The sequence below is a fragment of the Nonomuraea gerenzanensis genome, assembly GCF_020215645.1.
GTDB classification, from domain to species: Bacteria; Actinomycetota; Actinomycetes; order Streptosporangiales; family Streptosporangiaceae; genus Nonomuraea; species Nonomuraea gerenzanensis.
This window is the reverse complement of record NZ_CP084058.1, coordinates 4,569,861-4,590,924: the sequence shown is the minus strand read 5'-3', so window position 1 is coordinate 4,590,924 and position 21,064 is coordinate 4,569,861. Positions and strand designations below refer to the sequence as shown.

Here is a 21,064-nt window from a genome sequence, read left to right as displayed (position 1 = left end):
CGAGTGGATCTTGTCAGGATGGTCGTGCTCGACGCGATGGGCGTCCTCTACCGGGACGGCGACGTCCAGGGCCGGGTGCTCATCCCCTACCTGCGCGAACACGGCTGCCACGCCCCCGAGCAGGAGATCCGCGCCGCTTACCGGGCCGTCACGCTGGGCCGGGCGGATACCCGCGCGTTCTGGTCGTCGCTCGGGACGGCGGCGCGCGACGGGCACTGGCCGAGCTGGCGGGTGACGGGCTGGAGCCGGCGTGCCTGAGCACGACGCTGGTGCCCGCCCAGGCCCTCGGGATGCGGACAATACTCTTCCACAGCGACGACGCCGGCGCCCATCCCGACGGCGGGGCGGCACCCGAGGCGGCCGTCAGCACGATGCCGGAGCTGGTCGCCGCCGTGCGAGGGATGGGCGAAAACCGGTCGAAAGGGCCGGGGGCCGCCTACTAAGGTGCCCCGGTGCCCATCTTCCTGGAGACCGAGCGGCTGACGCTGCGCCGCTTCAACGAGTCCGACGCGGACGACCTGTACCGCCTGCACAACGACCCCGAGGTGATGCGTTACCTCAACGGCGGCAGGCCCACGCCCCGCCAGGTGATCGTCGACAGGACCGTGCCCCGGTTCGTGAACGGCGGGTTCTACGCGGCCGTGGAGCGGGGGTCAGGCGGGTTCCTCGGGTGGTTCCACCTGCGTCCGGCCGAGGATGGGCCCGAGGAGGAGCTTGAGCTGGGGTACCGGCTGCACAAGGCGGCCTGGGGGCGGGGGTTCGCGACCGAGGGCTCGCTGGGGCTGATCGACAAGGCGTTCGAGGAGCTGGGGGCGCGGCGGGTGTTCGCGCAGACGATGGCGGTGAATGTGGGGTCGAGGCGGGTGATGGAGAAGTGCGGGCTGCGGTACGCGCGGAACTTCCGCTTCGACTGGCCTGAGCCCATCGCGGGGAGTGAGCACGGCGAGGTCGAGTACGAGCTGCTGCGCGCCGACTGGGAGGCCGCCCGCCGCCGCTGACCGCGCCCTGTCGGCGCCGGGGGCGTGGCCCGCTGTCGTGGCGCGGCCTGTCGGCGTGGCTGGCGGCATGGCTGGCGGCATGGCTGGCGGCATGACTGGCGGCGTGGCTGGCGACCCTGTGGCGGGGACGTGGGCCGGGTGGGCGTGGCACGGTCCATGGGCGAGGCGCGGTCGTTGGTGGGGTGGGCAGCCTGGTGCACTGGTCGGACCAGTGGTTAGGGTGCGTCGTATGGGATATGACGCGCTGTTCCGCCTGGACGGGCGGCGGGCCGTGGTGATCGGGGCGGGGAGCGGGATCGGCAGGGAGGCGGCGCTGGCGCTGGCCGCGCACGGCGCGTCGGTGGTGTGCGCCGACCGCGACCTGCCCGCCGCGCGGGAGACCGCGGCCGGTTGCGGCGGCGACGCCAGGCTGATCGACGTGCTGGACGCCGGGGCGGTGCGCGCGCTGGCCGCCGAGGAGCCCGCTGACGTGCTGGTCTTCACCGCGGCCACGAACGTGCGCAAGCGGCTGCTCGACTACTCGGGCGAGGAGTTCGACCGCGTGGTGGGGCTGAACCTGCGGGCCTCCTTCGACCTGGTACGCGCGTTCGGCGCCGGCATGGTCGAGCGGGGCCGCGGCTCGATCATCGGCTTCGCCTCCATCAGGGCCACCGTCACCGAGCCGGGGCAGGGCGTCTACTCGGCCACGAAGGCCGGGCTGGTGCAGCTGCTGCGCACGGCCGCCGCCGAGTTCGGCCCGCACGGGGTGCGGGTGAACGCCATCGCGCCCGGCGTGGTGGAGACGCCGCTGACCAAGCAGATCAAGGACGATCCCGGCTGGTACGCCGCCTACGCCGCCAAGAGCGCGCTCGGCCGGTGGGCGACGGCCGAGGAGCTGGCCGGGGCGGTGGTCTACCTGGCCGGCGACGCGGCGAGCTTCGTGACCGGCTCCGTGCTCTACGTGGACGGCGGCTGGACCGCCGTGGACGGCCGTTTCGATCCGCCGAATTGAGGCGAATACTTCCGACCGAATAGGGCAGCGGGCACGGGTCCCAGGAAAGGAGGGACTCATGAGAACAGCACGGAAGTTAGCACCCGCGGGCCTCGCGGCCGTGCTGGCGCTGACCATGACCCCGGCGGCCGCCCAGGCTCAGACGCAGGCGACCGCCCCGATCCAGACCCAGGCAGGCGCCCAGGCGGGCTGGCGCACCGACGCCACCGCCGGCGCGTCCGAGGTGGCGTTGCACGCCTCACGCCAGGACGTCGCCTATCTCAGGGCGGCGCATCGCGGCCACCTGGCCGAGATCGCCGCGGGCAAGGCGGCGCTGAGCAAGTCCCGTGACCGGGACGTCCGCGGCATCGCCTGGCGGCTGATCCGCGACCACCGGAAGCTGGACGCGCGCCTGCGCGGCGTCGCGGACCGGCTCGACGTCCGCCTCCCCGGTTCCCCCAGCGCCGAGCAGCGCCGCGATCTCCGAGCGGTGCTGTCCAGGTCCGGTCACCGCTTCGACCGCGCCTGGCTGCGGCTCCAGGTGGACGCGCACGAGCACGCCCTCTGGCTGGGGCAGCGGGAGCTGCGGCGCGGGCACTCCAACTGGGTGAAGGACCTGGCGCGCGACAGCGCCCCGGTGATCCGCCACCATCTCCGCGCGGTCCGCGCCGAGATGTAGCCCGATCCGCATGACCTGACCGGCACGACCGGTCAGCAGCCGTGCCCGGACCCGGGACCGCCCCGCACCAGGTCGCAGAAGCACTCCTTGACCTGGGGCGGCCCGGGCTCCGGGCACCGGCCCCTACGGGCGGATGATCGCCATCCTGGTCACGGTCAGCTCCTCGATCGCGAACCGCGGCCCCTCGCGTCCCGCCCCCGAGTCCTTCACCCCGCCGTACGGCATGTTGTCGGCCCTGAACCCCGGCACGTCGTTGACCACCACACCGCCCGCCTCGATCCGGTCGATCGCCGCGAACGCCGTGGCCAGCGAACGCGTGAACACCGCCGCGTGCAGGCCGTACCTGGACCTGTTGACCGCGGTGAAGGCGGCGTCCAGGTCGGGCACCCGGCGTACGCACACGACAGGCCCGAAGATCTCCTCGTCCCAGGCGGCGGCCCCGTCCGGCACGCCGGACAGCACCGTCGGCGCGATGGCGCGGCCGTCGCGGTGCCCGCCCGCGACCACGTCCGCCCCGGAGGCGGCGATCCACTCCAGTACGCGCTCCGCCGCGGCCTCGTCGATCAGCGGGGCGACACGCGTCCCCGGCAGGCGGGGGTCGCCGACGGTGACGTTCTTGACCCGGTCGGCCAGCAGCGGCAGGAACGCCTCCGCCGCCTGCTCCTCGACCAGCACCCGCTGCACGGAGATGCACGCCTGGCCGGAGGCGTAGTAGCCGCCGCGCACGACCGCGTCGGCGGCGGCCTCGAGGTCGGCGTCCGCCGCGACCACGAGGGCCGCGTTCGAGCCCAGCTCCAGCAGCACCTTGGTGGGAGCGGCGGCCCGCGCGATGGCGTGCCCCGCGGCGGCGGAGCCGGTGAACGACACCGCGCCGATCCGCCGGTCCTCCACCAGCGTGCGGCCGACCTCGACGCCGCCGGTGACGACCTGCACGGCCGCGGGCGGCAGCGCGTCCCTGAGCAGGTGCGCGAGCCAGAGCGTGGCCAGCGGGGTCGCCGGGGCCGGCTTGACGATCACCGGGCAGCCGGCCGCGACCGCCGGTGCGAGCTTGTGGGCGGCCAGGAGGAGGGGATAGTTGAAGCCCGTGATGCCGACGACGACCCCGATGGGCCGCCGCGTCCAGAAGCCGATCAGGCCCTCCCCTGACGGCAGCAGGTCGAGCGGGACGGTCTCGCCGTGCAGCCGGGCCACCTCCTCGGCGGCGGTGGCGAGCGTGAGGAGCGTCCTGGCCACCTCGACCCGGCAGTCCACCAGCGGCTTACCGGTCTCCAGCACCAGCAGGTGCTCGAACTCCGCCCGCCTGTCGCGCAGCGCGTCGTGGGCGCCCATGAGCGCGGCGCGGCGGGCGTGCGAGGGCAGCGCCGCCGTCGCGGGGGCTACGGCGAGCGCCTCGTCCAGGGCCCTGGCGGCGAGCGCGGCCGTGCCGAGCGGAGCGGCGGCCACCGTGGAGCCGTCGTAGGGGAACGTCACGTCGGTGGTGTCGCCGGTGTCCACCCAGCCGGGGCCGATGGGCAGGCCGGTGGGCAGGCCGGTGGGCAGGCCGGTGGGCAGGCCGGTGGGCCAGTGCTGCTCGAAGGTCATGGTCGGCTCCGCAGTGCGCTCGGGAAGACGTCGAGGTAGGCGGGCGCGTCCGCGCGTCCGGTGGCGGTCAGGACGGCGTCGGCCACGGCGCGGCTGAACACGTCGGCCGCGGCGGCGAGGACGTCCTGGAAGGTGTCCTGGGCGGGGGCGGGGCGGGCGCAGGTGGCCAAGCCGAAGATGGTGTCGCCGTCGGTCATGGTGTGGGCCGGGCGGATCGCTCTGGCCAGGCCGTCGTGGGCGACGGCGGCGAGCTTGCCGCACTGGGCCTTGGTGAGGGTGCGGTCGGTGGCGACGACGCCGATCGTGGTGTTGAAGGAGGGGGCGGGGGTGGGGGTCCAGGCGCTGGACTCGGCCGGGGCCGGAGGGCTGAGGTGGTCGAACTCGCCCGGCAGGCCGTATCTGGCGCCGGCGAGGGTGGCGTCGTGGGGGTCGAGGACGGAGCCCATGGCGTTGACCACGGCCAGGGCGGCCACGGTGGTGCCGTCGGGGAGGACGGCGCTGGCGGTGCCGGCCCCTCCCGCTAGGCCGCCCGCCACGGCGCCGGTTCCCGCGCCGACGGACCCTCGTGCCGGGCCCCGGTGGCAGGTGATGGCGCCGTCCCGCTTCCCGCCTGCCGCGTCCGCCTCGCCGTCCGGGGCTGAGGTCCTCTCGGGGTGGGGTGTTCGGACGGCTGCGGCCCGGTCGAAGGCAGCCGGGTCGGAGGTGGCGTGGTCGGAGACAGCGCAGGCCGCGTCGTAGGCGGCGGCGCCGAGGGTGGCGTCCGGGACGGCGCGGAAGGCGCCGCCACGGCCCAGGTCGAAGATGACCGCCGCCGGCACGATCGGCACCGCCCCACCGTCCACCGGGAACCCCACCCCCGCGTCCGCCAGCCGCCCCATCACCCCGCAGGCGGCGCTCAGCCCGAACGCGCTCCCGCCCGACAACACCACGGCATGCACCCGCTCCACCAGGTTCCGCGGATCCAGCAGCTCGGTCTCCCGCGTGCCGGGCGCGGCCCCCCGCACGTCCACCCCCGCCACCGCCCCGGAGGCGGGCGCGAGGACGACGGTGGTGCCGGTGCGGAAGCCGCCGCCGACGCGCCGGGCGTGCCCCACGCGCAGCCCCGCCACGTCCACCAGCGAGTTGGTCTCCCCGGCGCGCAGGACGAGCGCCATCAGTGCTCCCCGTTCAGGAACCGCCTGGCGGCCTCGGCGAACACCCGCGTGCACCGCACGATCTCCGCCACCTCCACGAACTCGTCCGCCTGGTGCGCGATCCACTTCCCGCCGGGCCCGTACACCACGGACGGCACCCCGCCCCAGTGCGTCAGGACGGTCCCGTCCGTCGTCCCCGGCACCCCGCCGTACACCGGCTCCTCGCCCGTGACGGCGCGGTGGGCGGCTGCCAGCGCGGCGACCACCGGGTCCGTGCGCGGCACGTCCACCGGCGGCCGGTCCACCAGCACCGTCACCTCCGCCGAGACGCCCTCGGCGCAGGCCAGCGCGGCCACCCGGTCGGCGATCTCCTTGTGGTCGGCGCCCGGCACGGTGCGCACGTCCACGAAGACGGAGGCGACGGCTGGGATCACGTTGACCTGCTCCTCGGAGCCGGCCTGGAGCACGGTCGGCGTCACGTAGACCTCGCCGAGGTGCTCGTGGGCGGGGTGGCGGCGCTGCAGGTCCTCCTGCAGCGAGCGCAGCCCGACGAGCAGGGTGCCGGCGGCGGCGATGGGGTTGCGGCCGTGCTGCGGCATCGCGCCGTGCGCCATCCGGCCGTGCAGGTCCACGCGCAGCCGCAGCGCGCCCTTGGCCACGGCGCAGATCTCGCCCGCCTCGGGTTCGGCGACGATGGCGCCGTCCACGTCGGCGGCCAGGCCGGTGGAGACGAAGTGGTGGGCGCCGAGCATGAGGCCCTCCTCGTCGGCCAGCGCGCACACCTTGATGCGGCCGGGGAACGTTCCCGCCAGCTGCAGGGCGCGGGTGGCGTAGAGGATGGCGGCCAGGCCGGACTTCATGTCGGCGCTGCCCCGCCCCCACAGCCTGCCGTCGCGGATCTCCCCGCCGAACGGGTCCACGGTCCAGGTGGACAGGTCGCCCTCGGTGACGACGTCCGTGTGCCCCTCGAACATGAGGGTGGGCCCCGGCCCGCCGCCGCCCTCGACGACGGCGACGACGTTCGGCCGGCCGGGCGCGGCCTCGTCCACGACCGGGTCCCAGCCCCACTCCCGCATCCGCGCCTCGACCAGCTCGGCGGCGGGCCGCTCGCTGCGGCCGCGCGCCGGGTCGTTGGTGCTGGGGACGCGCACCAGCGCCTGTGTGAACTCCACCACTCCAGCGGCGTCGACTTCGATCACAGCAGTCCCTCCAGAGTCGGTACGGCCGAAAGCAGCGCCCGCGTGTACGGGTGGGCGGGCGCGGCCCAGACGTCGTCCACGGGCCCGGTCTCCACGATCTCGCCCCTGCTCATGACCGCGACCGTCTCGCACACGTGCCGCACCACGGACAGGTCGTGCGAGACGAACACGAGCGTGAGCCCCAGCTCGTCCACGAGGTCGGCCAGCAGGTTGAGTATCTGCCCTCGCACGGAGACGTCCAGGGCACTGACGGGCTCGTCGGCGACCAGCACCTTCGGGCGAGGGGCGAGCGCGCGGGCGATGGCGATGCGCTGCCGCTGGCCGCCGGAGAACTGGTGCGGGTACCGGTCGGCGGCCGACGCGGGCAGCCCCACCGCGTCGAGCAGCTCCGCGACCCGGCCGCCGGCGGGCAGACCGAGGGCGGCCAGCGGCTCGGCGACGAGGTCGCGCACGCGCATGCGCGGGTCGAGCGAGCTCATCGGGTCCTGGAAGACGATCTGGAGGTTCTCGCGCAGGAAGCGCAGCCGGCGCTCGGGCCTGCCGGTGATCTCCTGGCCGTCGAACCGGATGCTGCCGCTGGTGGGCTGGTCGAGGGCGCAGAGCAGGCGCAGCAGGGTGGACTTGCCGGAGCCCGACTCGCCGACGATGCCGTGGCGCTCGCCGCGCCGTACGGTCAGGGAGACGTCGCGCAGGGCGTGCACGGCGGCTCCCGGCCTGGTGAGCGAGGTACGCGGGCGGCGGTAGACCCGGTTCAGCCCGGCGGCCTCAATCAGCGGGGTGCCAGCATGCGTAGGCATGGCCGTCTCCTGTCAGCGCCGGAGTCGTCTCGCAGGTGGGGGTGGCGTGCGGGCAGCGGTTGCGGAAGACGCAGCCGCTGGGGAAGCCGCCCGCCGGTGGCACGCTGCCGGCGATGGTGGGCAGCCGGGTGCCGCGCGGGGTGAGCCGGGAGGCGGCGAGCAGGCCCTGCGTGTAGCGGTGGCGGGGCCGGGTGAAGACCTCGCGCAGCGGGCCCGACTCGACGACGCGGCCCCCGTACATGACCAGGACCCGCTCGCACATCGAGGCGACCACGGCCAGGTCGTGGGTGATGAACAGCAGCGCGGGCGCGACCTCGCCGATCAGGTCGAGCATCTGCTTCTGGACGGTGACGTCGAGCGCGGTGGTGGGCTCGTCGCAGATGAGCAGCCCGGGGTTGTTGGCCAGGGCGATGGCGAGCATGACGCGCTGGCGCTGGCCGCCGGAGAGCTGGTGCGGGTACGCGCGCGCCATCTGGCCCGGCTCGGGCAGCCGGACGCGCTCCAGCAGCTCGACCGACCGCTCGCGGGCCTCCTGGCGGGGCCGGCCGTGCAGGGTCATGGCCTCGGCGACCTGGGCGCCGATCCGCATGAGCGGGTTCAGCGCGGTCATCGGCTCCTGGAAGACCATGGACAGCTCCCGGCCGCGCAGGCTCTTCATGCGGCTCTCGGGCACGCCGACGAGGTCGCGGTCGCCGAGCCTGGCCCGGCCGGAGGCGGTGACCCCCTCGGGGAGCAGGCCCATGAGCGACAGCGCGGTGAGCGACTTGCCGGAGCCGGACTCGCCGATCAGCCCGACCCGCTCGCCGGGCGCGAGGTCGAAGGAGACGTCGCGGACCAGCTCGACGGTGCCCGCGCGGACGGTCAGGCCGTCAACCTTCAGCACGGATCCTCCTGAGCTTGGGGTCGAGGTAGTCGCGCAGGCCGTCGCCGAGGAGGTTGAAGCCGAGCACGGCCACGGCGATCGCGATCCCCGGCCACAGCGCCAGGCGGGGGGTGGAGAAGAGCAGTTCCTGCGACTCCTGCAGCATGCGCCCCCACGACGGGATCGGCGGGCGGGTGCCGAAGCCGAGGAACGACAGCGCCGCCTCGGCCAGGATCGCGATCGCGAACGACACCGAGGCCTGCACGATGAGCACGGAGCCGATGTTGGGCAGCACGTGCCGCACGGCGATGGCGGGCCGGCGCCGCCCGGCGGCCCTGGCGGCCAGGATGTAGTCGGTCACCATGACCTGGAGCGTGGCGGCGCGGGCCACGCGGGCGAACGCGGGGATCGTGGCCACCCCGATCGCGATCATCGCGGTGAGCGTGCCCGGCCCGTACACCGCGCCGAGCATGACGGCCAGCAGCAGCGCGGGGAAGGCGAAGACGAGGTCGTTGACCCGCATGACCAGCTCCGACAGCCAGCCGCGCGGCGTCATCCCGGCGATCACGCCGAGCGGGGTGCCGATGACGGCGGCGATGCCGACCGCGACGATGCCGACGTAGAGGGTGGTGCGGGCGCCGACCATGAGCTGGCTGAAGGTGTCGCGGCCGAACTTGTCGGCGCCGAGCAGGTAGCCGCCGCCCGGCTCGCGCAGCTTGCGGCCGGCGTCCACGAGGGTGGGGTCGTGCGGCGTCCAGAAGAACGAGACGACGGCGGCGAGCACGACGAGCCCGACGAGCGCGCCGCCGATCAGCAGGCCCGCGTTGGCCCGGCCCCTCATCGCAGCCTCGGGTCGAGCAGGTGGTAGGTCACGTCCACCACGAAGTTGATCAGCAGCACGGCCGCCACCAGCACCATCACCACGCCTTGGACGAGCAGCAGGTCACGCCCGGCGACGCCGTTGAGCAGCAGGTCGCCGAGGCCGGGGATGACGAACACCCGCTCGACCACGACCGCGCCGATCAGCAGCGTGGCCAGTTGCAGGCCGAGCACGGTGACGACGGGCACGGCGGCGTTGCGCAGCCCGTGCCGCCACAGCGCGCCGGTGCTGCCGCGCCCCTTGGCGCGGGCGGTGCGCAGGTAGTCCTCGCGCATCACGTCGAGCACGGAGCTGCGCACGTAGCGGGTGAGCACCGCGCCCTGCACCAGGCCCAGCGACAGCCACGGCAGCAGCAGGCCGCGCAGCCACTCTCCCGGGTCGTCGGCGAAGGGCACGTAGCCACCGGACGGCAGCACCTGGGCCTGCACCGCGAAGACGAACACGAGCAGGATCCCGGCCAGGAACGCGGGGATCGCGATGCCGAGCTGGCTGGCCGCGCTGATCGCCGCGCCGAGCGGGTCGCGGTGGTGCACGGCGGCGAACGTGCCCAGCGGCACGGCCAGCAGCAGGGCCACGACCATGCCGCCGAGCACGAGCACGGCCGTGACGGCGAGCCGTTCGGAGATCTGCGGGCCGATGGGGGCGCTGGTCACGTACGAGGTGCCGAAGTCGCCCTGCGCCAGCCCGCCGAACCAGTCGAGGAACTGCACGACGGGCGGCCGGTCGGTGCCGAACTGCCGGCGCAGCTCGGCCACCGCCTCGGGGGTGGCGTTGACGCCGAGCGCGATCTCGGCCGGGTCGCCGGGCAGCAGCGCCATGAACGCGAACACCGCCACGGCGGCCACGACGATGCTCGCGAGCAGCACCGCCAGCCGCTTGACGAGGTACAGGATCACTGCTTGGCGAGCGCGGTGAAGTCGAAGGACTCCGCGATGGCGTTCTTCGGCAGCCCGGTGACGCCCTTCTTCGCCACGATCAGGTTGGGGAACAGGAACAGCCAGTCGGCGGCGGCGTCCTCGGACAGCAGCTTGGCGGCCTGCTTGAGGTCGTCGGCCTGCTCCTGCTCGGTGCCCGCGTCGGCGGAGGCGAGCAGCTTGCCGAACTCCGGATTGTCGTACCGGAAGTAGTACGACTTGTCGGCGAATATGCCCATGTCGCGGGGCTCGACGTGGTTGATGATGGACAGGTCGTAGTCGCCCTTGGTGAACACCTGGTCCAGCCAGCGCGCGGGGAACTCCAGCGGCTCGATCTCGGCCGTGATCCCCACCTGGGCGAGCTGCGACTTGACGACCTGGGCGCTGTTGACCGCGTACGGCAGGTTCGGGATGCGCAGCTTGACGGTGTACGTCTTGCCGCCGAGCAGCTCCTTGGCCTTGGCCGGGTCGTAGGGGTAGTCGCCGGTGCGGTCCTCGTACCAGGGGTCGGTGGGCGGCACCATCGAGCCGATGAGCTGCCCGCGCCCGGCCCAGGCGGTGTCGAGCAGCGCCTTGTGGTCGATGGCGTGCCGCACGGCCTGCCTGACGCGCTTGTCGTCGAACGGTGGGCGGCCGTTGTTCATCGACAGCACGACCTCGCCGTTGGTGGTGCCCTCGATGGTCTCGAACCGGTTGGGGTCGGCGAACTGCTGCAGCGACTCGGGCGCCTGCACGCTGGAGATGACATCGATGCCGCCGGTCAGCAGCGCGTTGTTCATCGCCGTGGCGTCCTTGAAGTACTTCAGCGTGACCGACGACAGCGCCGGCTCGGTGCCCCAGTAGGAGGGGTTGGCGTCGAGCCGGAGGGAGTCGCCGCGCCGCCAGGAGCCCAGCACGTACGGGCCGGTGCCGACGGGCTTGTTGGCCAGGTCGGCGACGCCGGTGCGGCTGAACATGGCGCCGAGCCTGCTGGTCATCGAGTAGAGGAAGCCGTTGCTGGGCTGCTTGAGCGTGACGACGGCGGTCGAGTCGTCCTTCTTCTCGACCTTGTCCACGACGTCGAGCTGGGTCTTGATCTTGAGCTTCCAGTCGCTCTTCACCCGGTCGAGGGAGAAGACCACGTCGTCGGCCGTGAACGGCGCGCCACTGCTGAACTTCACGTTCTTGCGCAGCGTGAAGGTGTAGGTCTTCCTGTCGTCGGACACGTCCCACTTCTCGGCGAGCAGCGGCACGATCTGCCCGTTCTGGTCGAGCTTGACCAGGCCCTCGTAGACGTTGACGAGCAGGGCCTGCGGGATGGCGGCGCCCTCGGTGGAGGTGAAGTCGAGGTTGGCGGGCTCGGCGACCGCGCCGACCGACAGCGACTCGCTCTTCGGCGTCGTGCCCCCGCCGCCACCGCCGCCCGAGCCGCCTCCGCAGGCGGCCGTGGCCAGCAGGAGACCGCCGGCGGCGATCCAGATCCCGATTCGCCTCATGTCGTACAGCCTCCTGGCTAGTGCACTGGTCTGACCAGTAGGCTACGCACATTGCCAGCCGGTGACGGCTCGGGTCAAGGGGGCTTGCATGGGTGGTCCGCGCTTCGAGCCGGTGCGTACCGTGCGCGCTTACGAGCGGATCGTGGAGCAGATCGAGGAGGCCGTCGAGAGCGGCGCGCTGGCACCTGGCGGGCGGCTGCCGAGCGAGCGGGAGCTGATGGTGCAGTTCTCGGTCAGCCGGTCCACCGTGCGCGAGGCGCTGCGGGTGCTGCAGGCGCGCGGGCTGGTGCGCTCGCGGCCCGGTGATCCGAACGGGGCGGAGGTGCTGCCGTTCTCGCCCGCGGCATTACACAAGTCGATGACCACGCTGGCCAGGGTGGCGGAGCTGTCGCTGGGCGAGCTGGTGCAGTTCAGGATGGTGCTGGACGGCTCGGCGGTGCTGCTGGCCGCGCGGCTGCGCACCGAGGAGCAGCTCGCCGAGATGGGCGAGGCGGTCGCCGCCATGCGCGTGGCGGCCGGCGGCGACGAGAACGCGTTCGGCGCGGCGGACGTGGCCTTCCACGACGCGGTGGCGCGGGCCGGCGGCAACAAGCTGATCCAGATCTGCACCGAGGTGGTGCGTTCCATCGTGCTGAAGCTGATCTCGGAGCGCATCGCCGCGGCGCCGGACCGCGCGCAGCTGATGCGGCGCAGCATCCGGCACCACGAGGAGGTCATCGCCGCCATCCGGGCGGGCGACGGCCCGCTGGCCGCGCGCTTGTCGAGAAAAGCGATGTATGACTATTACGCCGGGTATGTAGATGAAGGAGAGCGGAGTGCCTTGAGGGCACTGTTGGAGTGATCTGGCCCACAGGGTGTTATGTTGCCGAGGTGGCGGGCGTGGACGGGGACGGGCTGGCGGAAGCCTTTCTGCGCGAGCCGCGGCGATACACCAGTCACCAGGTCGCCGAGATGGCGGGGGTGCCGGTCTATCGCGCGCGGCGGTTCTGGCGTGCCCTGGGGTTCGCCAACGTGCCCGACGACGCCGTCGAGTTCACCGACTCCGACGTCGAGGCGCTCAAGACGCTGCTCGGCATGGTGACCTCGGGCGTCTACGACGAGGCGCACGTGCTGCTCATCGCCCGCTCGCTGGGCCGGGCCACGACCAGGCTGGCCGAGTCGCAGGCCGAGCTGGGCGCGGAGGCGCTCGACAACGCGGGCGTGCCGCTGGCCGAGCGGCCGCGCGCCTGGCGCAGGCGGGCCGAGCGGGTGGTGCCCGACCTGGCCAAGCTGCTGGTCTACGCCTGGCAGCGCCAGCTCGCCGCCGCCGCCGGGCGCATCGCCGAGCAGGACATGAGCGCCGTACGGCTGGCCGTCGGCTTCGCCGACCTGGTCGCCTTCACCCGGCTGAGCAGGCAGATCACCGGCGCCGAGCTGGCCAGGCTGGTCGACAGGTTCGAGGGGCGCTCGGCCGACATCGTGACCTCCTCCGGCGGGCGGGTGGTCAAGACGCTGGGCGACTCGGTGCTGTTCGTGAGCGACAAGGCGCACGTGGCGGCGGAGATCGCGCTGCGGCTGGTGGAGACGCACGCGCGCGGCAAGGACATGCCGGAGCTGCGGGTGGGGCTGGCCTCCGGGCCGGTGATCTGGCGGATGGGCGACGTGTTCGGCACCACCGTGAACCTGGCCAGCAGGCTGACCGCGTTGTCCCTGCCGGGAACGATCCTGGCCGATCCGCAGCTCGCCGAGGAGCTCGAAGGCGATCGGGCGTTCCGGCTGCGGGAGGTGAACCGGCTGTCGGTGCGGGGGCTGGGCGAGCTGGCGCCGTACACGGTGCTGCGGGCGGAGAGCGCCTGAGCCCCTGACATGGCGGCGCCGTACGTAAACTGATCGTCGTGACTGGACGCACGGCCGTGGACGGCGATCTGGTGGGCGCCGGGGCGCGCCTCATGCTGGAGGCCCGCTACGGGCACTTCACCGCCATGCAGGTCAGGGGCCGGCGGGTGCGCGGGCTCGGCCGGCACCTCGACCGGCTCGAAGCGGCCAGCAGGGAGCTGTTCGGGGCGGGGCTCGACCGGGCGGCGGTGCTGGCCTCGATCAGGGCCGTGCTGGGCGACGCCGGGCGCGACGCCGGGGTGCGGGTGCACGTCGTGGAGTACGGCGGCCGGCCGCGCATCGTGGCCGCCGCCTACCCGCCGCATCCGCCGCCGGCCGGGCCGCTGCACGTCAAGCCGGTCGTCTACCAGCGTTACCTGCCGCACATCAAGCAGGCCTTCGGCTTCCAGCAGGCGCACATCCTGCGGCAGGCCGCCAGGGAGGGCTTCGACGAGGCACTGCTCACCACCGCTGACGGCCTGATCAGCGAGGGCGCGATCACGAATCTGGGCGCCTTCGCCGGCGGCCGGCTGGTGTGGCCCGACGCGCCGATGCTGCTCGGGATCACGATGAGCCTGCTGCGCGACCTCGACGTGCCGCAGGAGCGGCGGCCGATCAAGGTGGCCGACCTGAGCGGGTTCGACCAGGTGTTCCTCTGCAACTCCTGGGGCGTGATGCCGGTCGGCAGGGTGGACGGCGTGCCGCTGCGCCAGGACGCCGGGCTGGTGGCGCGGCTGGTCGGGCACTACGAGGGCGTTCCTGCCGATCCGGTGGATTGATCCGGAGGGCGGGCGTGTTGCACCCGTACATGACCGCCTACTCGATTCTCGACCGCTCACTCGTCCGCCGCGGCTCGACCCCGGCCGCCGCGCTGCGCGAGACCGTGGAGTTCGCGCGGCGGGCCGAGGAGCTCGGCTACCACCGGTTCTGGGTGTCGGAGCACCACAGCGTGCCGGGGGTGGCCGGGTCGGCGCCGACCGTGCTGGCGGCGGCCCTGGCCGCGGCGACCTCGCGGATCCGGGTGGGCACCGGCGGCGTGATGCTGCCCAACCACCGGCCGCTGGTGGTGGCCGAGCAGTTCGGCGTGCTGGAGTCGCTGCATCCCGGCCGCGTGGACATGGGTCTGGGGCGTTCCGTGGGTTTCACCGGGGGCATCCGCAAGGCGCTCGGGCACGGCAAGGACGACGCGGACCGGTTCGGTGACCAGCTCGCCGAGCTGCTCGGCTACTTCGACGGGACCCAGCGGGCGCATCCCGGCGTGCACGCGCTGCCCGCCGAGGGGCTGCGTCCGCAGGTGTTCGTGCTGGCGATGGGGGCGGGGGCGGACCTCGCGGCCGAGCACGGGCTGCCGATGGTGATCGGTGGCGGGGCGCGGATGCACGACGCCGTGGCGCGGTACCGGGCCGCGTTCCGGCCCTCCGCGTGGGCGGCGCGGCCGTACGTGATCGTCGCGGCGGACGTGGCGGTCGGCGCGACCGCCGAGGAGGCGGCGCTGCTGCAGCTGCCCGAGGCGTGGGCCACGGTGCGCTCGCGCACCGGCGGCTCCTTCCCGCCGCTCGTGCCCGCTGCCGAGATCGCGGGCATGGAGCTGAGCACGCGGGAGCGGGCCTACCTGGACGAGGCGCTCAAGGGCCGCATCCACGGCACGGAGCACGAGGTCGCGGTGGCGCTCGCCTCGCTGGTCGGGACGAGCGGGGCCGACGAGGTGCTGGTCACGATGAACACCTACGACCTGGAGCAGCGGCTGGACTCCTACCGGCGGCTCGCGGCGCTCTTCACGGGTTAGGATCACCCGAACATCGTTCTGAAGGGTGTTCGCATGATCCGTCAGCACACCATCGGTGACCTCCTGCGGCGCACCGCCGCCCGGTTCCCCGCCAAGACCGCCGTCGTCTACGGCGACCTGCGGCAGAGCTACGCCGATCTCGACCTGGCAGTGAACAGGACGGCCAACGCGCTGGCCGCCAGGGGGGTGGGCAAGGGCGACCGGTTCGCCGTCCTGAGCCACAACCACCACGCGTTCGTGGTGGCCTACTTCGCGCTGGCGCGGCTGGGGGCGATCTCCGTCCCGATCAACTTCATGCTGGGCGCCGAGGAGGTGGCCTACATCCTGCGGCACTCCGGCGCCACCGGGATGCTGGTCGAGGAGGCGCTGCTGCCGGTGGCCGACGCGGCGGTGACGCCCGAGGTCGCGGTGCGCGGGGTGATCGGCGCGGGCCGGGACGGGTGGGAGCCGTTCGCCGCGTGGTCGTCGTTCGAGGACGCCGCCGAGCCCCAGGTGGAGATCGCCGACGACGACCCGATCCAGCTCATGTACACCAGCGGCACCGAGTCGCGTCCCAAGGGCGCCACGCTGTCGAGCAGGAGCCTGATCGCGCAGTACGTCACGTGCGTGGTGGACGGCGAGATGAGCGCCGGCGACGTGGAGGTGCACGCCCTGCCCCTCTACCACTGCGCGCAGCTGCACTGCTTCCTGACGCCGGGCGTCTACCTGGGCGCCACCAACATCGTGCTGCCCGGCCCCAGCCCGGCGGCGATCCTGGCCACGATCGAGGGCGAGCGGGCCACCAAGCTGTTCTGCCCGCCGACGGTGTGGATCTCGCTGCTGCGCCACCCCGACTTCGACCGGCGCGACCTGTCGTCGCTGCGCAAGGGCTACTACGGCGCCTCCATCATGCCGGTGGAGGTGCTGAAGGAGATCGCCACGCGGCTGCCCGACGTGCGGCTGTTCAACTTCTACGGTCAGACCGAGATGGCGCCCGTCGCGACCATCCTCGGCCCCGAGGAGCAGCTCACCCGGCTGGGCTCGGCGGGACGGCCCGCACTGAACGTCGAGACCAGGATCGTGGACGACGCCGGGGAGCCGGTGCCGCCCGGCGTGGTCGGCGAGATCGTGCACCGCAGCCCGCACGCCATGCTCGGCTACTGGAACGACCCGGACAAGACGGCCGAGGCGTTCCGCGGCGGCTGGTTCCACAGCGGCGACCTGGGCGTGCTGGACGAGGACGGCTACCTGTCGGTGGTCGACAGGAAGAAGGACATGATCAAGACGGGTGGCGAGAACGTGGCCAGCCGCGAGGTGGAGGAGGCCGTCTACCAGCATCCGGCCGTCGCGGAGGCGGCGGTCTTCGGGGTGCCGGACGAGAAGTGGATCGAGGCGGTGACGGCCGCCGTGGTGCTGCGTGAGGGGGCCGGGGTGACGGAGCAGGAGCTGATCACGTTCCTGCGGGAACGGCTGGCGCCGTTCAAAACGCCCAAGCGCATCGTTTTCCTGGAATCACTTCCAAAAAACGCCTCCGGAAAAGTGCTGAAGCGAGAACTGCGCAGCGACATTTCCTGAATCAGTTTTTCGATACGGGCACGATCGGGTATCGCCCGCTCGTTGAGCGGGCATTCCCATGTGACGACGACCGCACCTCAAGTCCCGGACGCCCCCCTTGTCCCCGACCGAGAGAGGCCGCCCGTGCCCAGTCTTCCCGAGCTCGCGCATCGTACGTTCTTCCGGACGCTCTCCTTGCTGTCCCCCCAGGGGCAGGGCATGATCCTGCGCCGTTACTTCGACTGGTGGCATCGCACTCCTGACCCGTGGAAACTGGCCACCGACAGTTATGAGCAGCACAAGTACCGTTCCACTCTGCGGCACGTGCCGGACCGGCCGTACCGGCGCATCATCGAGGTCGGCTGCGCAGAAGGCGTCTTCACCCACGCGCTGGCCACGACCTATCCGGATGCGGAGATCACCGGCATGGACGTCTCGGGGCGGGCGCTGGCGCGGGCCCGCGAGCGGGTGCCCGAGCGGGAGGGCCGGGTGCGGTTCGTCCAGGCCGACCTCCTGACCCATCCGGCCGAGCCTGGCTTCGATCTGGCGTTCTGCTCCGAGACGTTGTACTACCTCGGGCGGCATGAGCGGTTGCAGCGGGCCTCGGCGCAGCTCAGCGGGCTGCTGGCGCCTGACGGGGTGCTGGTGGCGGTGCATCCGTGGCCGGAGGCGGACCGGTTGCACGGGTATCTGGATGCGCACGGGTCGTTGAAGCGGATCGGCCAGGAGGTCTACACGGCCTCGGCGCGGCCGTTCGCGGTCACCGTCTACGGCGCCGTGCCCTCCTGACGGCTGCGCCCGCTGCTCCCGCCCGGTATCGGCCGGGCGGTCAGCCCTCTCCATTGCCTCAGGCGGTCAGCCCTCGTCCAGGCGATCAGCCCTTGTCCAAGCGGTCAGCCCTCGTCCAGGCGGTCAGCCCTCGTCCAGGTGATCAGCCCTTGTCCAGGCGGTCGGCGGCGAGGCGGCGGACCACCACGCGCTGGATCTTGCCGGTCGCCGTCTTGGGCAGCTCGTCCAGCACCAGCACCTCACGAGGCCGCTTGAACGACGCCAGCCCGTCCCGGCAGAACCCGATCAGCTCCCCCGCGTCCACCCGCCGCCCGGGGGCGGGCACCACGCAGGCCACCGGCTTCTCCAGCCCCTCCCCGTCGATGTAGGCCACCACCGCGCACTCCGCCACCGACTCGTGCTGGAGCAACCGCGCCTCGACCTCCATCGGCGACACCCAGATCCCGCCCGCCTTGATCATGTCGTTGGAGCGGCCGAGGCAGCGGTAGGACCCGTCCTCCTCCAGGACGTAGGTGTCCCCGGTACGCAGCCACTCCCCCTGGAACACCTGCCGGGTGGTCGCCGTGCGGCACCAGTAGCCGGTGGCGATCGAGTCGCCGCGCACGTACAGCTGGCCGGGCTCGCCCACCCCGGCGAGGGAACCGTGCTCGTCGAGGAGGCGGGCCTCGTAGCCGGGGACCACGGTGCCGGACGTGCCGGGGCGTACCTGGCCGGGGCGGTTGGAGATGAAGATGTGCAGCGCCTCCGTGGAGCCGAGGCCGTCGATGACGTCCACGCCGAAGCGGCCGGTGAACCGGCGGTAGATCTCGGCGGGCAGCGCCTCACCGGCGGAGACGGCCAGCCGTACCGAGGCGAAGGGGTTCTCGGCGGGAGACTCGGCGGCCTCGGTGGGCTGGGGATGCTCAGCGGACCGGGGGCGCTCGGCGGGCTGGGGGCGCTCGGCAGGCTGGGGGCGCTCGGCGGGTCCGGTGGGCTCGGTGGGTCCGGTGGGCTCGGTGGGCTGCGGCCGGTCGGCAGGCTGGGGGCGTTCGGCGGGTCCGGTGGGCTCGGTGGCGAGCAGGGCCGCGAAGAAGGTGGGGCCGGCGAAGAACAGCGTGGGGCGTTCCTCCGCCACCCGCGCGATCACCCCCGCCGGTGTCGGCCTGGCCGGGTCGAGAATCGCGGTGGCGCCCGCCGCCAGGGGGAAGAACATCGAGTTGCCGATCCCGTACGCGAAGAACAGCCGCGCCACCGACAGGCACCGATCCTCCGGCCGGATCCCGAGCACCTGCCGCCCGTACGTCTCGTAGACGTCCCTGATCGCACCGTGCCGGTGCATCGCGGCCTTGGGCGCGCCGGTCGTGCCCGAGGTGTAGAGCCACAGCGCGGGTGAGTCCCGCCAGGTGTCGTACGCCGGTCCGGCCGGCCGCCCCGCCGCCAGCACCTCGGCCCACTCCTCACCGGTCACCAGCAGCCGGCTCGCCTCGGGGGCACCGGCCATGGCCGCGCGCACGACGTCCTCGAACTCGGGGGTCGCCACGACCAGCCGCGCCCGCGAGTCCCTGATGAGATCGCCCAGCTCGGCCGCGTTGTACATGGTGGACACCGGCACCGCGACCGCGCCCATCCGCATCACGGCCAAGATGGTGACCACGGTCTCGGGCCGGTCGGACATCACGAGCAGAACCCGCTCCTCCGGCCTGACACCCAGCTCCCGCAGCCCGGTGGCCAGCTCCGCGACCCGCGTGGCGAGCTGGGCGTAGGTGAGCGTGCCGGCGGGGCCGGTGATCGCGACGTGGCCGCCCCGGCCCGCCTCGACCTGGCGGTCGGTGAGATAGACGCTGGCGTTGAACGACTCGGACGTCATGGCCGTCCCCATCCGCAGGTGGCGATCGTTGCCAAATCTTCTACACAGAATGGAGAGCCCGTCAATGATGTGTAGTCAGAGGTAGGACCAGCCCCCGTCGCCTCTCACCCTCACCGGACCACATCCCGGCGGACTCCTCAGCCTGCTCAGCCGTTCCGCTCATTCGACAAGCCCAATGCTCGCCGTCAAGCTTCTGTAGAACCTAAGCCGACGCCCGCGACCCCCCGGGCGGACGACGATCCAGAGCCTGGGTCCACTTGACCGCCACGGCGGCCACCTGGATGAGCTCCGCCCGCAGCCGGTCCGGATCCGATTCGGCGAACGCCTCCATGACCTCCTCGGCCAAGATGTGCCGCCAGGTCAGCGCGCCGCCCCTGGACGCGGTGTCCGTGGCGTCCCTGGCCAGGTTCGAGGCGGCCACCGTACCGTCGCCGCCGGTGCCGTCCGGCAGCAGTTGCATGCCGAACCGGGCGTCCTGGGCCGCCCGTTCGGCCGCCACCTCCGCCAGGACCTGCGCCAGCGAGCCAGGAACCCCCGCATCCCCGTCATGTGTCATGGGCCCAGTCTGGCGCAACGCCCTGCCGCCCGGGCCGCATCACCGGCACTCACACGCCGGTCGCGGGGCGGAAGGCGCGGCTCTCACACGCCGGTCGCGGGGCGGAAGGCGCGGCTCTCACACGCCGGTCGCGGGGCGGAAGGCGCGGCTCTCACACGCCGGTCGCGGGGCGGAAGGCGCGGCTCTCACACGCCGGTCGCGGGGCGGAAGGCGCGGCTCTCACACGCCGGTCGCGGGGCGGAAGGCGCGGCCGAGGCCGGCGAGGTGGTGGGAGCGGACGTGGTCGCGGAAGGCGCGGACGGCCGGCGTGAGCCGCTCCCCGGCGGGCCAGCTGACGCCGACGGTCCGGTACAGGGGCGGTGACAGCGGGATCTCCACCACCCCGCCCGTGGGCGGCTGATCCGACCGGGGCAGGACGGCCACGCCCAGCCCGGTCGCCACCAGCCCCCGCACGGTCTCCGACTCCTGCCCCTCGAACGCGATCCGCGGCTCGAACCCGGCCGCCGCGCACAGGTCGTCGGTGATCTGCCGCAGCCCGTACCCGTGCTCCAGCGTCACCAGCTCCTCCCCCGCCAGCTCGGCGGCCCGCACCCGCTCCCTGGCGGCCAGGCGGTGTGACGGCGGCGCGCACAGTACCAGCTCCTGGTCGGCCAGCGGGTGGCTGACGAGGTCGGGGTCGTCGAGCGGCATGGGAGCCACGAACACCAGGTCGATCTCGCCCGCGCGCAGCGCGTCCAGCATGTCCTGCCGCGACCCCTGCGACAGGCTGAAGCGGATGCCCGGGTTGCGCTCCCTGAACCCGCCGATGAGGGACGGCACCAGCGTGCGCCCGAGCAGGTGCAGGAACCCGAGGACGATACGGCCGCTGCCGGGGTCGATCTCCTCCCGCACCTCGCGGGCGGCGGCGGTCATGGTGGCCAGGGCGCGGGTGGAGGCGGCGGCCAGCGTACGGCCCGCCCTGGTCAGGCGGATGCCCCGGCCGGACGGCTGGACGAGCGGCGCCCCCACGACCTCGGCCAGGGCGGCGAGCCTTCGGCTGGCGGTGGGCTGCGGGATGCCGAGCAGCTCGGCCGCGCGCGTCACGTGCCCGGTCTCGCCCACGGCGGCCAGCAGCGCGAGGGCCGGCGCCAGCCGGGCGGCCAGCCGGTCATCCGATTCATCCACCACGGTATGAATTATCGCCCATCAGCGTATTAGACGTATTTATTAGCC

The 21,064-nt window shown here is 73.1% G+C and carries 22 protein-coding genes; 11 read left to right on the top strand and 11 right to left on the bottom strand.

The features are described 5' to 3' along the window. Positions 1–3: 3 nt before the first annotated feature. The 5 genes from LCN96_RS21700 to LCN96_RS21680 all read left to right on the top strand — a co-directional run bounded on the left by LCN96_RS21700 (position 4) and on the right by LCN96_RS21680 (position 2,647). Positions 4–258 carry a hypothetical protein gene (locus LCN96_RS21700; RefSeq protein WP_225274695.1) on the top strand — a complete coding sequence of 85 codons (255 nt, stop codon included), beginning with the start codon at positions 4–6 and terminating at the stop codon, positions 256–258. Between the two features lie 32 nt (positions 259–290). Then, positions 291–443: a hypothetical protein gene (locus LCN96_RS21695; protein ID WP_225274694.1), complete on the top strand. Its 153-nt coding sequence runs from the start codon at positions 291–293 to the stop codon at positions 441–443. A 9-nt stretch (positions 444–452) separates the two neighbouring features. Beyond that, complete coding sequence (locus LCN96_RS21690) at positions 453–998, top strand: GNAT family N-acetyltransferase (RefSeq protein ID WP_225274693.1); 546 nt, start codon at positions 453–455, stop codon at positions 996–998. A gap of 229 nt (positions 999–1,227) precedes the next feature. After that, positions 1,228–1,989 (top strand): SDR family NAD(P)-dependent oxidoreductase, encoded by a 762-nt coding sequence (locus LCN96_RS21685; RefSeq protein WP_225274692.1) that lies wholly within the window; start codon positions 1,228–1,230, stop codon positions 1,987–1,989. A gap of 58 nt (positions 1,990–2,047) precedes the next feature. Beyond that, the gene (locus LCN96_RS21680) at positions 2,048–2,647 is read left to right on the top strand and encodes a DUF4142 domain-containing protein (protein ID WP_225274691.1); all 600 of its coding nucleotides are present in this window, start codon (positions 2,048–2,050) and stop codon (positions 2,645–2,647) included. Between the two features lie 123 nt (positions 2,648–2,770). Here the strand turns inward: LCN96_RS21680 and LCN96_RS21675 are convergent, their stop codons facing one another. From LCN96_RS21675 to LCN96_RS21640, 8 genes are read right to left on the bottom strand one after another with little or no spacing between them, the layout of a single operon-like run. Further along, the gene (locus LCN96_RS21675) at positions 2,771–4,228 is read right to left on the bottom strand and encodes an aldehyde dehydrogenase family protein (RefSeq protein ID WP_225274690.1); all 1,458 of its coding nucleotides are present in this window, start codon (positions 4,226–4,228) and stop codon (positions 2,771–2,773) included. Beyond that, complete coding sequence (locus LCN96_RS21670) at positions 4,225–5,382, bottom strand: P1 family peptidase (RefSeq protein WP_225274689.1); 1,158 nt, start codon at positions 5,380–5,382, stop codon at positions 4,225–4,227. The genes LCN96_RS21675 and LCN96_RS21670 overlap by 4 nt, the downstream gene beginning before the upstream one ends. Next, positions 5,382–6,560: a M20 family metallopeptidase gene (locus tag LCN96_RS21665; RefSeq protein ID WP_225274688.1), complete on the bottom strand. Its 1,179-nt coding sequence runs from the start codon at positions 6,558–6,560 to the stop codon at positions 5,382–5,384. The genes LCN96_RS21670 and LCN96_RS21665 overlap by 1 nt, the downstream gene beginning before the upstream one ends. Continuing rightward, positions 6,557–7,357 (bottom strand): ATP-binding cassette domain-containing protein, encoded by an 801-nt coding sequence (locus LCN96_RS21660; RefSeq protein ID WP_225274687.1) that lies wholly within the window; start codon positions 7,355–7,357, stop codon positions 6,557–6,559. The genes LCN96_RS21665 and LCN96_RS21660 overlap by 4 nt, the downstream gene beginning before the upstream one ends. Further along, the gene (locus LCN96_RS21655; protein WP_225274686.1) at positions 7,326–8,240 is read right to left on the bottom strand and encodes an ABC transporter ATP-binding protein; all 915 of its coding nucleotides are present in this window, start codon (positions 8,238–8,240) and stop codon (positions 7,326–7,328) included. The genes LCN96_RS21660 and LCN96_RS21655 overlap by 32 nt, the downstream gene beginning before the upstream one ends. After that, a complete protein-coding gene (locus LCN96_RS21650) occupies positions 8,227–9,060 on the bottom strand; it encodes an ABC transporter permease (protein WP_225274685.1) in 834 nt (277 codons plus the stop codon). Before LCN96_RS21650 ends, LCN96_RS21655 begins: the two co-directional genes overlap by 14 nt. Beyond that, positions 9,057–9,995, bottom strand: coding sequence for an ABC transporter permease (locus LCN96_RS21645; RefSeq protein WP_225274684.1), 939 nt, complete (start codon positions 9,993–9,995; stop codon positions 9,057–9,059). Before LCN96_RS21645 ends, LCN96_RS21650 begins: the two co-directional genes overlap by 4 nt. Further along, positions 9,992–11,488: an ABC transporter substrate-binding protein gene (locus tag LCN96_RS21640; RefSeq protein WP_225274683.1), complete on the bottom strand. Its 1,497-nt coding sequence runs from the start codon at positions 11,486–11,488 to the stop codon at positions 9,992–9,994. Before LCN96_RS21640 ends, LCN96_RS21645 begins: the two co-directional genes overlap by 4 nt. Positions 11,489–11,576: 88 nt before the next feature. Between LCN96_RS21640 and LCN96_RS21635 the strand changes: the two genes are divergently transcribed. From LCN96_RS21635 to LCN96_RS21610, 6 genes are all read left to right on the top strand, one after another. After that, positions 11,577–12,329 carry a FadR/GntR family transcriptional regulator gene (locus LCN96_RS21635; RefSeq protein ID WP_225274682.1) on the top strand — a complete coding sequence of 251 codons (753 nt, stop codon included), beginning with the start codon at positions 11,577–11,579 and terminating at the stop codon, positions 12,327–12,329. A gap of 29 nt (positions 12,330–12,358) precedes the next feature. Further along, positions 12,359–13,324: an adenylate/guanylate cyclase domain-containing protein gene (locus LCN96_RS21630; RefSeq protein ID WP_225274681.1), complete on the top strand. Its 966-nt coding sequence runs from the start codon at positions 12,359–12,361 to the stop codon at positions 13,322–13,324. A 38-nt stretch (positions 13,325–13,362) separates the two neighbouring features. Continuing rightward, positions 13,363–14,121 (top strand): aminotransferase class IV, encoded by a 759-nt coding sequence (locus tag LCN96_RS21625; protein WP_225274680.1) that lies wholly within the window; start codon positions 13,363–13,365, stop codon positions 14,119–14,121. A gap of 14 nt (positions 14,122–14,135) precedes the next feature. Beyond that, positions 14,136–15,128: an LLM class flavin-dependent oxidoreductase gene (locus tag LCN96_RS21620; RefSeq protein WP_225274679.1), complete on the top strand. Its 993-nt coding sequence runs from the start codon at positions 14,136–14,138 to the stop codon at positions 15,126–15,128. A 33-nt stretch (positions 15,129–15,161) separates the two neighbouring features. Next, entirely contained in the window at positions 15,162–16,682 is a 1,521-nt protein-coding gene (locus LCN96_RS21615; protein WP_225274678.1) for an acyl-CoA synthetase, read from the top strand. 123 nt (positions 16,683–16,805) lie between these two features. Continuing rightward, a complete protein-coding gene (locus LCN96_RS21610; protein WP_225274677.1) occupies positions 16,806–17,450 on the top strand; it encodes a class I SAM-dependent methyltransferase in 645 nt (214 codons plus the stop codon). A 142-nt stretch (positions 17,451–17,592) separates the two neighbouring features. On the opposite strand, the gene LCN96_RS21605 is transcribed toward LCN96_RS21610, so the two are convergent. The 3 genes from LCN96_RS21605 to LCN96_RS21595 form a co-directional block, all read right to left on the bottom strand. After that, on the bottom strand, positions 17,593–19,296 hold the full coding sequence (locus tag LCN96_RS21605) for an AMP-binding protein (RefSeq protein WP_225274676.1): 1,704 nt from the start codon (positions 19,294–19,296) through the stop codon (positions 17,593–17,595). A gap of 202 nt (positions 19,297–19,498) precedes the next feature. Beyond that, positions 19,499–19,852, bottom strand: a complete 354-nt coding sequence (locus tag LCN96_RS21600) for a hypothetical protein (protein ID WP_225274675.1) — start codon at positions 19,850–19,852, stop codon at positions 19,499–19,501. A 219-nt stretch (positions 19,853–20,071) separates the two neighbouring features. Beyond that, positions 20,072–21,019 (bottom strand): LysR family transcriptional regulator, encoded by a 948-nt coding sequence (locus LCN96_RS21595; RefSeq protein ID WP_225274674.1) that lies wholly within the window; start codon positions 21,017–21,019, stop codon positions 20,072–20,074. Between the last annotated feature and the right edge of the window lie 45 nt (positions 21,020–21,064).

Excerpts from the sequence above, each read along its gene's own strand:
- LCN96_RS21695 (WP_225274694.1), top strand. The coding sequence starts at position 291 with ATGCGGACAATACTCTTCCACAGCGACGACGCCGGCGCCCATCCCGAC.
- LCN96_RS21685 (WP_225274692.1), top strand. The coding sequence starts at position 1,228 with ATGGGATATGACGCGCTGTTCCGCCTGGACGGGCGGCGGGCCGTGGTG.
- LCN96_RS21680 (WP_225274691.1), top strand. The coding sequence starts at position 2,048 with ATGAGAACAGCACGGAAGTTAGCACCCGCGGGCCTCGCGGCCGTGCTG.
- LCN96_RS21675 (WP_225274690.1), bottom strand. The coding sequence starts at position 4,228 with ATGACCTTCGAGCAGCACTGGCCCACCGGCCTGCCCACCGGCCTGCCC.
- LCN96_RS21670 (WP_225274689.1), bottom strand. The coding sequence starts at position 5,382 with ATGGCGCTCGTCCTGCGCGCCGGGGAGACCAACTCGCTGGTGGACGTG.
- LCN96_RS21660 (WP_225274687.1), bottom strand. The coding sequence starts at position 7,357 with ATGCCTACGCATGCTGGCACCCCGCTGATTGAGGCCGCCGGGCTGAAC.
- LCN96_RS21650 (WP_225274685.1), bottom strand. The coding sequence starts at position 9,060 with ATGAGGGGCCGGGCCAACGCGGGCCTGCTGATCGGCGGCGCGCTCGTC.
- LCN96_RS21640 (WP_225274683.1), bottom strand. The coding sequence starts at position 11,488 with ATGAGGCGAATCGGGATCTGGATCGCCGCCGGCGGTCTCCTGCTGGCC.
- LCN96_RS21635 (WP_225274682.1), top strand. The coding sequence starts at position 11,577 with ATGGGTGGTCCGCGCTTCGAGCCGGTGCGTACCGTGCGCGCTTACGAG.
- LCN96_RS21615 (WP_225274678.1), top strand. The coding sequence starts at position 15,162 with ATGATCCGTCAGCACACCATCGGTGACCTCCTGCGGCGCACCGCCGCC.
- LCN96_RS21605 (WP_225274676.1), bottom strand. The coding sequence starts at position 19,296 with ATGACGTCCGAGTCGTTCAACGCCAGCGTCTATCTCACCGACCGCCAG.
- LCN96_RS21600 (WP_225274675.1), bottom strand. The coding sequence starts at position 19,852 with ATGACACATGACGGGGATGCGGGGGTTCCTGGCTCGCTGGCGCAGGTC.